Source organism: Paucibacter sp. M5-1, assembly GCF_027498415.2.
Taxonomy (GTDB): domain Bacteria; phylum Pseudomonadota; class Gammaproteobacteria; order Burkholderiales; family Burkholderiaceae_C; genus Roseateles_E.
On the sequence record NZ_JAPZLM020000001.1, the window covers coordinates 3,520,244 to 3,534,010 of the forward strand.

Genomic DNA, 13,767 nt, shown 5'->3' on the forward strand with positions numbered 1-13,767 from the left:
TGCCTGACGTATACGGAAGCCCGCTCTGCGTTACGGCTCGCACAGGCCGTTGTCGCGATAAAACACTAAGGAGACACCCGATGACAAGACAGACAAAAACGCCGACTGCCGCGCGCAGGCAAGGCCTGACCCCCGTCGCCGGCGCCTGCAGCCTGCTGGCCCTGGCCGCGCTGCTGAGCGCCTGTGGCGGCTCCGGCGATGCCGATCCGACCGCGCCGCCACCGCCGGCCGCGCCCGGCTTCGCCGCCGAGATCCGCTACACCAGCTACGGCGTGCCCCATATCAAGGCCGACAACTTCAAGGGCGCCGGCTATGGCTACGGCTACGCTTTTGCCGAGGACCATGTCTGCCTGTTCGCCCAGGAGCTGGTGACGATGCGCGGCGAGCGTTCGCGCTACTTCGGCGACTTCGATGCCAAGGGCGTGCCGATCAACTATCTGGGCCAGTTCGGTACCGCCACGCCCAATCTGGCCTCCGACTTCTTCTACAAGCTGCACCTGACCCCGGCCCTGGCGCAGGCGATGCGGTCCGCCGCCGGCGCCGACACGCGCGATCTGGTCAGCGGCTTTGTGGCCGGCTACAACCGCTATCTGCGCGACAAGGGCGTCAACGGCCTGCCGGTCGAGTGCAAGGGTGCGGCCTGGGTCAAGCCGATGACCGAGGACGAGGCCTACTGGCGCTTCAGCCAGGCGGCGATGGCCGGCAGCTCGATCCAGTTCATCGAGGCCATCGGCAGTGCCCAGCCGCCGGTCGTCAAGGTGGCGGCGGCCCCGGCCTTGAGCGCCAAGGCGCTGAAGACGCAGCGCAGCCAGCTGGCGGTGCTGAACAGCCCGCTGGTGCAGGCCACCAACCCGCTGTTCGAGCACGCGGTCGGCTCGAATGGCTACGGCCTGGGCAAGGACGTGACGCAGAGCGGCGCAGGCATGGTGCTGGGCAACCCGCACTTCCCCTGGTGGGGCGCGCTGCGTCTGCACAAGCTGCACCTGACCATTCCCGGCAAGCTCGATGTCTTCGGCTCCACCCTGCTGGGGGCGCCGGTGCCGCTGATCGGTTTCAACAAGGACGTGGCCTGGACCCACACCTTCTCCACCGACAACCGCTTCACGCTGTTCCAGCTGAAGCTGGACCCGGCCGACCCGACCCGCTACCAGGTCGACGGTAGCTACAAGGCAATGAGCAAGACCGCGCTGACGGTCGAGGCCCTGCAGCCCGATGGCAGCCTGAAGACGCATCAGCGCACGCTGTACGGCACCGACTTCGGCCCGCTGCTCAGCGATGGCGCCACCTTCAACTGGAGCGGTGCGGCGGCCTTTGTGATCCGCGATGCCAATTACACGAACTACAAGCTGATCGACCAGGCGCTGCTGAACAGCATGTCCACCAGCGCCGAGAGCCTGCGCCAGAACCTGGCCACGCACAACGCGCTGCCCTGGGTCAACACCATGGCGGCCGACAAGAACGGCAAGACCCTCTACGCCAACTACTCGGTGGCGGCCAATGTCAGCGATGCCCAGCTGGGGGACTGCGTCAACAGCCCCACCGGTCAGTTCCTGCTGGCCACGCGCGGCCTGGTGCTGATGGACGGCAGCAAGAGCAGCTGCCAGTGGACGGGCGCGATCCCGGCCACCCAGCGGCCCTATGTGCTGCGCGACGACTACATCGTCAATGCCAACGACAGCCACTGGCTGCCCAATGAACAGGTGCGGCTGACGGCCTTCCCGAAGATCATCGCCACCGGGCCTGATGCCGAAGGCATGCCCCAGGGCGAGCGCACCCGCATGGGCATCGTCCAGGTCAAGGACCGGCTCAGCAATGCCGATGGCCTGGGCGGCAACCGCTTCACCCTCGCCAATCTGCAGCAGGTCTATGCCAAGAGCCGCTTCTTCCGCGCCGAGATGTGGCTGGACGAGTTCCTGGCCGCCACTTGCGCCGGCAAGCCGCAGCCCATCGTCGTCAAGGGCACGAACGGCGTCGACACCGACATCACCAAGGCCTGCGGCGTGCTGGCCATCTGGAAGAAGACCGAGGGCCTGACCGATCCGGGCGCCTTGCTGTTCCGCAAGCTCTATGAGCTGGCCGGCGAGCTGGAGGAGGCCAGCTACTGGCGCGTGCCCTTCAGCGCGGCCGACCCGGTGATGACGCCGCGCGGCTTCAACACCGCCAACACCAAGGCCGTCACCTTGCTGGCTGACACGGTGCAATGGTTCGCGACCAACAAGTTCGCGCTGGAGGAGGTCAATGCGCGCAAGCAGGTGATCATCCGTGACAGTGCGCCGATCCCGTTCCCCGGGGGTCGCTACACCTTCAACAATGTGCGCGGCAATCTGGGCGCCTCGGGCCTCTATGGTGATCCGGTCTATGGCAACAGCTATATGCAGTTCGTCACCTTCGATGCCAACGGCCCGGTGGCCGAGGGGGTGCTGACCTACTCGCAGTCCAGCCATCTGCTGTCGCCGCACTTCTCGGACCAGACCAAGCTCTACTCGGACATCTTCCTGAAGGGGGCCAAGTGGGCCAAGCTGCCCTTCAGCGAGGCCGAGATCAAGGCCGACCCGGCCTACAAGAGCATGAGCATCAGCGAGTGATGCGCCAAGGTCTGGGCGCATCGCGCTCAGACCGCCGTCGCAAACGCGCAGAATGGGCGCTTCGGACACCCGGAGCGCCCGCGATGAATGCTTCTTCCCCTCCCGCCCATCTTCTCGCCGCCGAGCGCCGGCCCCTGCCGGCCGCAATGCTGGAGGCGCTGAAGACCCGCTTTGCCGAGCGCTGCGCCACTGCGCTGGCGGTGCGCGAGCAGCATGGCCGCGATGAGTCACCCTTCGATGTGGCGCCGCCCGACTGCGTGGTGTTTGCGCAGAGCACCGAGGAGGTGGCCTGGGTGCTGGCCTTGGCGCATGAGCACCATGTGCCGGTGATCCCCTATGGCGCCGGCTCCTCGCTGGAGGGCCATCTGCTGGCGGTGCAGGGCGGCGTCAGCCTGGATGTCTCGCGCATGAATGAGATCCTGCGGGTCAATGCCGAGGATCTGACCGTGACGGTGCAGGCCGGCGTCAGCCGCAACCAGCTGAACAACGAGATCCGCCACAGCGGCCTGTTCTTCCCGATCGACCCCGGCGCCGATGCCTCGCTGGGCGGCATGGCCGCAACGCGGGCCAGCGGCACGAACGCGGTGCGCTACGGCACGATGCGCGAGAACGTCCTGGGGCTGACGGTGGTGACGCCGCAGGGCGAGATCATCCGCACCGGCTCGCGCGCCCGCAAGAGCAGCGCCGGCTATGACCTGACGCGCCTGTTCGTCGGCAGCGAGGGCACGCTGGGCGTGATCACCGAAGTCAGCCTGCGCATCTACCCGCTGCCCGAGGCGCTGTCGGCGGCGATCTGCTTCTTCCCCAGCATTGATGCGGCGGTGCAGACCACGATGCAGATCATCCAGATGGGTGTGCCGATCGCGCGCTGCGAGCTGCTGGACGGGCATTCGGTGCGGGCCGTCAATCTGCACGACAAGCTGGGCCTGCGCGAGGCACCGATGCTGCTGATGGAGTTCCATGGCTCAAAGGCCGGCGTGGCCGAGCAGGCCGAGACGGTGCAGGAGATCGCCCGCGAGTTCGGCGGCGAGGACTTTGAATGGGCGACCACGCCCGAGGCCCGCAGCAAGCTCTGGACCGCGCGCCACCACGCCTATCTGTCGGCGCTGCAGACCAAGCCCGGCTGCCGCTGTGTCACGACCGACACCTGCGTGCCGATCTCGCGTCTGGCTGAGAGCATCAACGAGTCGGTGCGCGAGGTTGAGGAGGCCGGCCTGCCGTACTTCATCGTCGGCCATGTCGGCGACGGCAACTTCCATCTCGGCTATCTGATCGACCCCGCGATCCCGTCCGAGCGCGAGACCGCCGAGCGTCTCAGCGCCCAGATGGTGCAGCGCGCGCTGCGCCTGGAGGGCACCTGCACCGGCGAGCACGGCATCGGCCTGCACAAGCAGGGCTTTCTGGTCGAGGAGGCGGGCGAGGGCGCCGTGGACGTGATGCGTCAGCTGAAAAAGGCGCTGGATCCCCGCAACATCATGAATCCGGGCAAGATCTTCGCGCTCTGACCCTGCGGCGAGCTCAATGCTCGGGGGCGGGCACGCTCCAGCGCTTGGTGATGTCGCCCTTGTCGTTGGCGCTCTCCATATGGACGCCGAAGCCCCACAGCCGCGCCACATGCTTGAGCACCTCCTGCGCACTCTCATGCAGGGGCCGGTTCTGATGTTGGGTATGACGCAGGGTCAGTGAGCGGTCGCCGCGCAGATTGACGTTCCAGACCTGGATATTGGGCTCGCGGGTGCTGAGGTCGTATTGGCGCGACAAGGCCTCGCGCACATGCTGGTAGCCGGCCTCGTCGTGGATGGCCGAGATCTCGTACTCGCGCTGCGCGGCATCATCGACGATGGAGAACAGCCGGAACTCGCGCATCAGATGCGGGCTCAGGTACTGGCCGATGAAGCTCTCGTCCTTGAAGTTGCGCATCGCATGGTCCAGCGTCGGCAGCCAGTCGGCGCCGGCCAGATCGGGGAACCAGCGGCGGTCCTCGTCGGTGGGCTTCTCGCAGATGCGCTTGATGTCGGTGTACATCGCGAAGCCCAGCGCATAGGGGTTCAGATTGGCCATGGGTTGCTGGGCCACGACATTGGTGTGGGACTTGAGCCACTCGATCATCATGCCGTCGCTGAGATAGCCATCGTCATACATCTGGTTCAGCAACCGGTGGTGCCAGAAGGTGGCCCAGCCCTCGTTCATCACCTGGGTCTGGCGCTGCGGGTAGAAGTACTGCGCGATCTTGCGCACGATGCGAACGATTTCCCGCTGCCAGGGTTCCAGCAGCGGTGCATTCTTCTCGATGAAGTACAGCAGGTTCTCCTGCGGTTCCTCGGGAAAGCGCCGTGCCTCCTTCTCTTCCTCGGCCTTGTCGGCCCGGCGCGGCAAGGTACGCCAGAGGTCGTTGATCTGCTGCTGGGCATAGGCTTCGCGGTCGTGCAGACGGGCGCGCTCCTGGGCCAGCGAGAGTTTGGCGGGGCGGCGGTAGCGGTCGACGCCGTGGTTCATCAGCGCATGGCAGGAGTCCAGCGTCTGTTCGACGGCGTCCAGGCCATGGCGCTCCTCGCATTCGGCGACGAAGTTCTTCGCGTAGACCAGATAGTCGATGATGGACGAGGCATCGGTCCACATGCGAAACAGGTAATTGCCCTTGAAGAAGCTGTTGTGGCCGTAGCAGGCATGCGCGATCACCAGGGCCTGCATGGCCAGGGTGTTCTCCTCCATCAGATAGGCGATGCAGGGGTCGGAGTTGATGACGATCTCGTAGGCCAGACCCATCTGGCCGCGCGAGTAGTTGCGCTCGGTGGCGATGAACTCCTTGCCATAGCTCCAGTGCCGGTAGTTGACCGGCATGCCGACCGAGGCATAGGCGTCCATCATTTGCTCGGAGCTGATGACCTCCAGCTGATTGGGATAGGTGTCTAGGCCGTAGCGCTCGGCCGTAGCCCGGATGACATCGTGATAGTCCTCGATCAGGCCGAAGGTCCAGTCGCTGGGCGAAGGCAGGGGTGCTGCGGGGCGCTGCTTCAGCGGCAGCATCTGCCGCAGTGGCTCGCGGTGGCGGCGCCCGCCGTACTCATGCTTGTCGGGGGCGATGCCGATATTGCGGCGGTTCTCGATCACGCTCATTTGCTGGCCCCTTCCTTCTTGAACAGCTCGCGGAAGACCGGGTAGATCTGCGAGGCCTCGACGGCCTTGCGCATCGCGAAGTGACCGACCTCGTCGCTGAGCTTGGCGTACTCCTCCCAGAGGTTCTGCTCGGCCTCGGCCACCTGCACATAGGCGAAGTAGCGGCACAGCGGCAGGATCTTGTCGGCCAGCAGCTCGCGGCAACGGCCACTGTCATGGTGCCAGTTGTCGCCGTCGCTGGCCTGGGCGCCGTAGATATTCCATTCGCTGCGCGGATAGCGCTCGCGGATGATCTCTTCCATCAGCACCAGGGCGCTGGAGACCACGGTGCCGCCGGTCTCGGTGGCGTGGAAGAAGTTCTGCTCGTCGACCTCCTGGGCCTGGGTGTGGTGGCGGATGAAGACCACCTCGATCTTCTCGTAGTGTCGGGTTAGGAACAGATAGAGCAGGATGAAGAAGCGCTTGGCCAGGTCCTTGCGGCTCTCGTCCATCGAGCCGCTGACATCCATCAGGCAGAACATCACGGCCCGGCTGGTCGGCACCGGCACCCGCACGCGGTTGCGAAAGCGCAGATCGATCGGGTCGAGAAAGGGAATGGCCTTGATGCGCTGGCGCAGGAACAGGATGCGGGCCTCGGTCTCCTGCAGCGCGGCCTGGACGTCGGGCTTGCGCGCATCCTCGCGGTGCAGCAGGTCCAGGCGTTCCTCCAGCTCGTGCAGCTCGCGGCGCTTGCTGGTGCCCAGCGCGATGCGCCGGCCCAAGGCGCCGCGCATTGAGCGCACCACATGCAGATTGGTCGGTGTGCCGTCCGAGACGTAGCCGGCACGGTGGCTTTTGTATTCCGGCGTGTCGGCCAGCTGGGTGCGTTCGAGGTTGGGCAGGGCCAGGTCGTCGAAAAAGACCTGCATGAACTCCTCACGGCTGAGGTGGAAGACGAAGTCGTCCTCGCCCTCGCCCGAGTCGCTGGCCTTGCCGCCGCCCTGGCCACCGCCGCCACCGGGCGGTTTGGCGATGCGGTCACCACGCACGTGCTCGGTATTGCCGGGCCGCACCACCTCGCGCACGCCGCCCTCGCCATGGCCGAACACCGGCTCGCTGAGGTCCTTCTTCGGGATGCGCACCTCTTCGCCTCGCTCCATATCGCGTATGCCGCGGCCGTCGACGGCCCGCTTCACCGCCTCGCGGATCTGCTCCTTGTGGCGGCGCAGAAAGCGCTCGCGGTTGCCTATCGACTTGTTTTTCCCTGACAGCCTGCGATCGATGATTTGTTGAAGCATCGGGGCTCCTCAGATCATGAGCTCTTGCGGACTCTGAGATACCACTCGCACAGCAAACGCACCTGCTTGGCCGTGTAGCCCTTGTCCACCATGCGCTGGACGAAGTTCTCATGTTTCTTGGCCTCGTCGGCGCTGGCCTTGGCATTGAAGCTGATCACCGGCAGCAGCTCCTCGGTGTTCGAGAACATCTTCTTCTCGATCACAGTGCGCAGCTTCTCGTAGCTGGTCCAGGCCGGGTTCTTGCCGGCATTGTTGGCGCGCGCGCGCAGCACGAAGTTGACGATCTCGTTGCGGAAATCCTTGGGATTGCTGATACCGGCCGGCTTCTCGATCTTCTCCAGCTCGCCGTTCAGCGCCGAGCGATCAAACACCTCGCCGGTGTCGGTATCGCGGTACTCCTGGTCCTGGATCCAGTAGTCGGCATAGGTGACGTAGCGGTCGAAGATGTTCTGGCCATACTCGCTATAGCTTTCCAGATAGGCGGTCTGGATCTCCTTGCCGATGAACTCGGCATAACGCGGCGCTAGCAGCTCCTTGATGAAGCCGACGTACTTCTGCTCGGTCTCGGCCGGGAACTGCTCGCGCTCGATCTGCTGCTCCAGCACATACATCAGGTGCACCGGATTGGCCGCCACCTCGGCGCTGTCGAAGTTGAAGACCTTGGAGATGATCTTGTAGGCGAAGCGGGTCGAGACGCCACTCATGCCTTCGTCGACGCCGGCGTAGTCGCGATACTCCTGATAGCTCTTGGCGCGCGGGTCGGTGTCCTTCAGGTTGTCACCGTCGTAGACCTGCATCTTCGAATACAGCGAGGAGTTTTCCGGCTCCTTCAGCCGCGTCAGGATCGCAAACTGGCTCATCATCTTCAAGGTGCCGGGCGCGCACTTGGCCTCGGCCAGCGAGGAGCCGCGGATCAGCTTCTCGTAGATCTTGACCTCTTCGCTGACGCGCAGGCAGTAGGGCACCTTGACGATGTAGATGCGGTCGAGGAAGGCCTCGTTGTTCTTGTTGTTGCGGAAGGTCTTCCACTCGCTCTCATTGCTGTGGGCCAGCACGATGCCGTCGAAGGGAATCGCGCCAAAGCCCTCGGTGCCCTTGAAGTTGCCCTCCTGGGTCGCGGTCAGCAGCGGGTGCAGCACCTTGATCGGCGCCTTGAACATCTCGACGAACTCCAGCAGGCCCTGGTTGGCCAGGCACAGGCCGCCGGAATAGCTGTAGGCATCGGGATCGTCCTGCGCATAGGTCTCGAGCTTGCGGATGTCGACCTTGCCGACCAGCGAGCTGATGTCCTGGTTGTTCTCGTCGCCCGGCTCGGTCTTGGCCACGCCGACCTGCTTGAGCACGCTGGGATAGCGCTTGACCACCTTGAAGCGGCGGATGTCGCCGCCAAACTCCTCAAGCCGCTTGACGGCCCAGGGGCTCATCACGCGGTTCAGGTAGCGCAGCGGGATGCCGTATTCCTTCTCCAGCAGCGGGCCGTCCTCGGCCGCATTGAACAGGCCAAGCGGCGACTCGTTGACCGGTGAGCCGGCCAGCGCGTAGAAGGGCACCTGTTCCATCAGGTACTTGAGGCGTTCGGCGATCGAGCTCTTGCCGCCGCCGACCGGGCCCAGCAGGTAGAGGATCTGCTTCTTCTCCTCCAGCCCCTGCGCGGCGTGGCGGAAGTAGCTGACCACCTGCTCGATCGCGTCCTCCATGCCGTAGAACTCGGCGAAGGCGGGATAGATCTTGATGGTCTTGTTCGCAAAGATGCGCGACAGCCGCGTGTCGTTGCGGGTGTCCACCATCTGCGGCTCGCCGATGGCCTGCAGCATGCGTTCGGCTGCGGTGGCGTAGGCGAGGGGATTGCGTTTGCACTCGGCCAGATACTCTTCGAGAGAGATCTCTTCAACCCTTGTGCGTTCGTAGCGAGCGGCGAAGCTGCTGATCACGTCCATGCTGACCTCCTGTGTCGGGGTGAGACGGCGCGGGTCATGGGCTACCCGGCGTCGTCTGGGAAGTTCTGATGGCGCCCCTAAATCTGGGCCGAGGCGTCATCAGAGCTTTCCGAGGTTCAGCGTGATCTCTTCAACTCTAGCTTCGTTCAAGGCCGAGGCCTTGAATGCAGGATAAGCCCTGTCTTAGTCCTTCAACACGTCGAATGCTCCCTGCGTTGACACCATGCTACGCCCTTCTGTGATTTTTCGTGCAAGGCAAGACCTGACCCCCTGTGCCGACCCCCCGAAAGCGGTGGAAGGGCTGCGAATATCAATATGCATAGGGCGTGCCAGCTTTGTCCGCGGCCATCAAAAAAGCCGTGAACGAGTCACGGCTTTGCGCGGCTTTACCTGCGGACTTACTGCGGGCCGCGCAGCCGGTCGATCAGCCCGTTGAGTTCGTCCAGCGAGCCGAACTGGATCGACACCTCGCCCTGCTCGCCGCGCTTGGTGCGCTTCTTGACGCGCACCTCGACCTGGGCCGTCAACAAATCCGACAGCTCTTCCTCCAGGCGCAGCAGGTCGCGGCTCTTGTCGTTCTTGACGCGCAGCAAGGGCGACTGGCGACCCGCGCCCTGATGGCGCGCGACCAGCTTCTCGGCTTCGCGCACGCTGAGCTTCTTGGCGGCGATCTCGGTGGCCGTGGTGATCTGGTGGGCGCCATCCAGCGGCAGCAGCGCACGGGCATGGCCCATGTCGAGATCACCGGCCATCAGCATGTTCTGCACCGGCTCGGCCAGCTGCAGCAGGCGCAACAGATTGCTGGCGGCGCTGCGCGAGCGGCCCACCGCTTGGGCGGCCTGCTCGTGGGTCAGGCCGAACTCCTCGGTCAGGCGCTTCAGGCCTTGCGCTTCTTCCAGCGGGTTCAGGTCCTCGCGCTGGATGTTCTCGATCAGGGCCATCGCGGCCGCGGCCTCGTCGGGCACGGTCTTGACCAGCACCGGCACCTCGCGCAACCCCGCCAGCTTGGCGGCGCGGAAGCGCCGTTCGCCGGCGATGATCTCGTAGCGGGCCTCGCCGTCCTTGGAGGCCTCGGCGCTGATGGGGCGCACGAGGATGGGCTGCATGATGCCCTGGCCCTTGATGCTCTCGGCCAGCTCGTACAGCGAGCCCTCGTCCATGCGGGTGCGCGGCTGGTATTTGCCGGCCTGCATCAGCTCCAGGCGCAGGCTGCTGGGTTCGCCGTCGCGGGCTGCGGCGCCAGCGTTCTCGCTGACTTTGGGGCCCAGCAGGGCCTCCAGGCCCATGCCGAGGCCTTTGGGTTTTTTCGTGACCATAGGGGCGGATTGTCGCTTATGACCTCAGAGAGGCCAGCAAGGCCTGACCCTCGGGCCAGTCGCCCAGGCCGGACTCGCTGTTCAGGTGGCCCAGCGCACCGGCCAGCACCAGCTCGGCACCCCAGTCGGCCGCCATCTGGCTGGCGCGTGCCGGATCGCAGTAGGGGTCGTCGCTGCTGACCACGGCGATGGCCTTGAAGGGCAGGCGCGGGCGGCGGATGGGCCGCCAGTTGTGCAGCTGCGGCGGCATGTGCTCGGCCTCGGTATCGGGAGGCGCCACCAGCAGAGCGCCGGTGACCCGAGCCGTGTGCTGCGAGTGTTCGGCCCAGGCCGCGACGAGCTGGCAGCCCAGCGAGTGCGCGACCAGCAGGGCGGGGCGCGGATCGGCCAGCAGCACCTCGTCCAGCCGGGCCATCCAGTCGCCACGCCGCGGCCATTGCCAGTCGGCCTGCTCGACGCGCTGGTAGCCGAACTGCCGCTCCCAGCGGCTTTGCCAGTGATAGTGGTCGGAGTTCAGCCAACCGGGCAACAACAACACGCGTTCGTCAGACATCGTCATGCTTTATGCTTCGCTTCCTTTGTTGCTCATTGTGCTGGAGATGTCATGACGTACGCGGTGTTTGTCGATGGTCAAGAGGGCACGACCGGCCTGCGCATTCATGAGTATCTGGCCGCACGTCGAGACATCGAGGTGCTTCGCATCGATGCAGACAAGCGCAAGGACCCGGCCGAGCGCGCCCGCCTGCTGAACGCGGCCGACGTCGCCTTCCTGTGCCTGCCCGATGTGGCTTCGCGCGAGGCGGCCGCGATGATCAGCAACCCCAACACCTGCCTGATCGACGCCAGCACCGCGCATCGCACCGTGCCCGGCTGGGCCTTCGGTCTGCCCGAGCTGGCCCGCGAGCAGCGCGCCAAGATCCGCGCCGCCAAGCGCATCGCCAATCCTGGCTGCCATGCCAGCGCCTTCATCCTGGCGTTGCGTCCGCTGGTCGATGCCGGCCTGCTGCCGGCCGACGCCCTGGTGTCGGCGACCTCGATCACCGGCTATTCGGGTGGCGGCAAATCGATGATTGCGCAGTACGAGGCCGGCGGCGACGCCAAGCTGGATTCGCCGCGCCCCTATGCGCTGGGCCTGGCCCACAAGCATCTGCCCGAGATGATGGCGCATACGGGGCTGAAGACCGCGCCGGTCTTCATGCCCATCGTCGGCAAGTTCTACAAGGGCCTGGCCGTGACCGTGCCCCTGCATCTGAGCCAGCTGCGCGCCGGCGCGAAGGCAGAGGACATCCAGCAGGCGCTGGCGGCCCATTACGAAGGCGAGCGCTTCATCCGCGTGATGCCGCTGCGCGATGCGGCGACCCTGGAAGCAGGCTTCTTCGATGTGCAGGCCTGCAATGACACGAACCGGGTCGACCTGTTTGTGTTCGGCTCCGACACGCAGGTGCTGGTGATGGCCCGCCTGGACAACCTGGGCAAGGGCGCCAGCGGCGCCGCCGTGCAGGCGATGAATGTGCATCTGGGCCTGGACGAAGGCCTGGGCCTCTGATGAGCGCAGCGCGGCAGTGGCGTCGCGATGACGCCGTGCCGCAATCGGCGCTGGAGGCGATCCGTGACGGCGTGATCAGCCATGGTCGCCAGCAGGCCCAGGGCAGCGATGCGGCCGATATTGCCTGTGCGCTGTACGAAGGCGAGGAGCCGATAGCTGGCGCCTGGGGCCGTACCGAGTTCCAGCGCCTCTATGTCAGCTATCTGTGGGTCCGCGATGCTGATCGCGGCCAGGGGCTGGGTGGCGACTGCCTGCGCCAGCTGGAGGCTCAGGCCTTGCGTCGCGGCTGCGTCGATGCCTTGATCGAGACTCTGCTGGACGAGGTGGCCGAGATCTACGAGCACCTCGGCTATGCCTGCATCGCCCATGTCCACGACTTTGTGCCCGGTTTCACGCGCCACACCTTGCTGAAGGTCTGGAAGCCGCGCGACTGAGCCGCGCTCGTACTCAGTCCACGGCGGCCGGGTTGTCGCTGCGGTAGTGGTAGCGGTAGGCGAAGCGAAATCCCAGGCGCGTGTACAGGCGCTTGGCGACCTCGTTGTCGCTGCCGACCTGCAGATAGGCCTGCGTTGCGCCCTGGGCCTTGGCGGCCTGCAGCAAGGCGCTGCACAGCTGCTGGGCATGCCCCTGGCCGCGCTGCTCGGGCGGCGTGAAGATGTCGTAGAGGCCGACGATATCGCCCTCGCGGACGAATTGCCCGCAGGCCAGCAACTGCCCCGCGCCGCCCTGCAGCACAAAGCCCTGATAAGGCACAGCAGCGGCCTGCATGCGCTCGGCATGGGCAGCGATCGCGCCGGCACTGGAGCCGCGCAGCTCGCCAACAATCTGCGCGTAGCGCGGTGCATCGACGGCTTGCAGCCGCTGATGGACGGTCGGCAGCTCATCGAGCTGCGGGCGCACCATCACATCGGCCGGATCAAATTCGAACCAGCCCTTGGCTGCCAGCTGAGCGTCCAGATCGGCCGGCTGGCTGAAGGGGGTGATGCGCACGATCAGCGGCAGCTGGGCCGCATCGAAGGCCTGCCGGCACCGGTCCAGCAAGTGCTCCAGCGCGGTGCTGCCGGCGCTCAAGGCATTGACGCAGCGCGAGCGCTTGGCCTTGCCCGGCGACAGGCGGATCAGCCAACCGTCGACCTGGGCTTGCTGGGGCGGGGCGCTGGCATTGAGGCCGGCCTCTTCGGCGCGACGCGCCAGTGCTTCGAGCCCCATCACATCGCCCCCACGCGGCGCACCATCTCCCGGGCGAACTCGACAAAGGCCTGCGCGCCCTTGGAGGCCGGGTCGAACACCACGCCCGGCAGACCGTAGCTGGGCGCTTCGGCCAGGCGCACATTGCGGGGGATCACGCTGTCAAAGACCTTGTCGCCGAAATGGCTCTTCAGCTGCTCGCTGACCTGCTGCTGCAGGGTGATGCGCGGGTCGAACATCACCCGCAGCAGGCCGATGATCTGCAGGTCCGGGTTCAGATTGGCATGGACCTGCTTGATCGTGTTGACCAGGTCGGACAAGCCCTCCAGCGCGAAGTACTCGCACTGCATCGGCACGACCACGCCATGGGCCGAGCACAGGCCGTTCAGCGTCAGCATCGACAGCGAGGGCGGGCAGTCGATCAGCACGAAGTCGTAGTCGTCCTTGGCGGCGGCCAGCGCACCCTTGAGGCGGCGCTCGCGGCGTTCCAGCTCGACCAGTTCGACCTCGGCGCCGGCCAGCTCTCGATTGGCACCCAACACGTCATAGCCGACCTTGTCATTGCGCTGCTTGGCCTCGGCGATGCTGGCCGACTCCAGCAAAACGTCATAGACGCTCAGCTCCAGTGCGCGCTTGTCGATGCCCGAGCCCATCGTGGCATTGCCCTGTGGGTCCAGATCGACGACCAGCACCCGCTGGCCGACCTGGGCCAGACCGGCCGCGAGGTTGACCGTCGTGGTGGTCTTGCCGACCCCCCCTTTTTGATTGGCAATGCAGAAGATTTTGGCCATGGTCTAGTTT

The 13,767-nt window shown here is 65.6% G+C and carries 11 protein-coding genes; 4 read left to right on the forward strand and 7 right to left on the reverse strand.

Annotated elements, in window-relative coordinates; translation table 11 throughout:
* Nucleotides 1-80 precede the first annotated feature (80 nt).
* Together O5M90_RS16505 and O5M90_RS16510 are read left to right on the forward strand one after the other, a co-directional pair.
* Nucleotides 81-2,585 carry a penicillin acylase family protein gene (locus tag O5M90_RS16505; protein WP_269839597.1) on the forward strand — a complete coding sequence of 835 codons (2,505 nt, stop codon included), beginning with the start codon at nt 81-83 and terminating at the stop codon, nt 2,583-2,585.
* A gap of 83 nt (nt 2,586-2,668) precedes the next feature.
* Nucleotides 2,669-4,090, forward strand: coding sequence for an FAD-binding oxidoreductase (locus O5M90_RS16510; protein ID WP_269839598.1), 1,422 nt, complete (start codon nt 2,669-2,671; stop codon nt 4,088-4,090).
* Between the two features lie 13 nt (nt 4,091-4,103).
* Here the strand turns inward: O5M90_RS16510 and O5M90_RS16515 are convergent, their stop codons facing one another.
* The 5 genes from O5M90_RS16515 to O5M90_RS16535 form a co-directional block, all read right to left on the reverse strand.
* The gene (locus O5M90_RS16515; protein ID WP_269840091.1) at nt 4,104-5,612 is read right to left on the reverse strand and encodes a SpoVR family protein; all 1,509 of its coding nucleotides are present in this window, start codon (nt 5,610-5,612) and stop codon (nt 4,104-4,106) included.
* Nucleotides 5,613-5,698: 86 nt separating this feature from the next.
* A complete protein-coding gene (locus O5M90_RS16520; RefSeq protein WP_137945366.1) occupies nt 5,699-6,979 on the reverse strand; it encodes a YeaH/YhbH family protein in 1,281 nt (426 codons plus the stop codon).
* Between the two features lie 14 nt (nt 6,980-6,993).
* A complete protein-coding gene (locus O5M90_RS16525) occupies nt 6,994-8,916 on the reverse strand; it encodes a PrkA family serine protein kinase (RefSeq protein ID WP_137945367.1) in 1,923 nt (640 codons plus the stop codon).
* 398 nt (nt 8,917-9,314) lie between these two features.
* The gene (locus O5M90_RS16530; RefSeq protein WP_262972213.1) at nt 9,315-10,232 is read right to left on the reverse strand and encodes a ParB/RepB/Spo0J family partition protein; all 918 of its coding nucleotides are present in this window, start codon (nt 10,230-10,232) and stop codon (nt 9,315-9,317) included.
* A 16-nt stretch (nt 10,233-10,248) separates the two neighbouring features.
* Entirely contained in the window at nt 10,249-10,791 is a 543-nt protein-coding gene (locus tag O5M90_RS16535; RefSeq protein WP_440402184.1) for an RBBP9/YdeN family alpha/beta hydrolase, read from the reverse strand.
* A gap of 45 nt (nt 10,792-10,836) precedes the next feature.
* On the opposite strand from O5M90_RS16535, the gene argC reads away from it, so the two are divergent.
* Together argC and O5M90_RS16545 are read left to right on the forward strand one after the other, a co-directional pair.
* Nucleotides 10,837-11,778, forward strand: a complete 942-nt coding sequence (gene argC, locus O5M90_RS16540; protein WP_269839601.1) for an N-acetyl-gamma-glutamyl-phosphate reductase — start codon at nt 10,837-10,839, stop codon at nt 11,776-11,778.
* The gene (locus tag O5M90_RS16545; protein ID WP_269839602.1) at nt 11,778-12,212 is read left to right on the forward strand and encodes a GNAT family N-acetyltransferase; all 435 of its coding nucleotides are present in this window, start codon (nt 11,778-11,780) and stop codon (nt 12,210-12,212) included. Before argC ends, O5M90_RS16545 begins: the two co-directional genes overlap by 1 nt.
* A 13-nt stretch (nt 12,213-12,225) precedes the next feature.
* Here O5M90_RS16545 and O5M90_RS16550 read toward each other — a convergent pair whose 3' ends face one another.
* Both O5M90_RS16550 and O5M90_RS16555 read right to left on the reverse strand, forming a co-directional pair.
* A complete protein-coding gene (locus O5M90_RS16550) occupies nt 12,226-12,987 on the reverse strand; it encodes a GNAT family N-acetyltransferase (protein ID WP_269839603.1) in 762 nt (253 codons plus the stop codon).
* Nucleotides 12,987-13,757 (reverse strand): ParA family protein, encoded by a 771-nt coding sequence (locus O5M90_RS16555; protein ID WP_137945373.1) that lies wholly within the window; start codon nt 13,755-13,757, stop codon nt 12,987-12,989. Before O5M90_RS16555 ends, O5M90_RS16550 begins: the two co-directional genes overlap by 1 nt.
* Between the last annotated feature and the right edge of the window lie 10 nt (nt 13,758-13,767).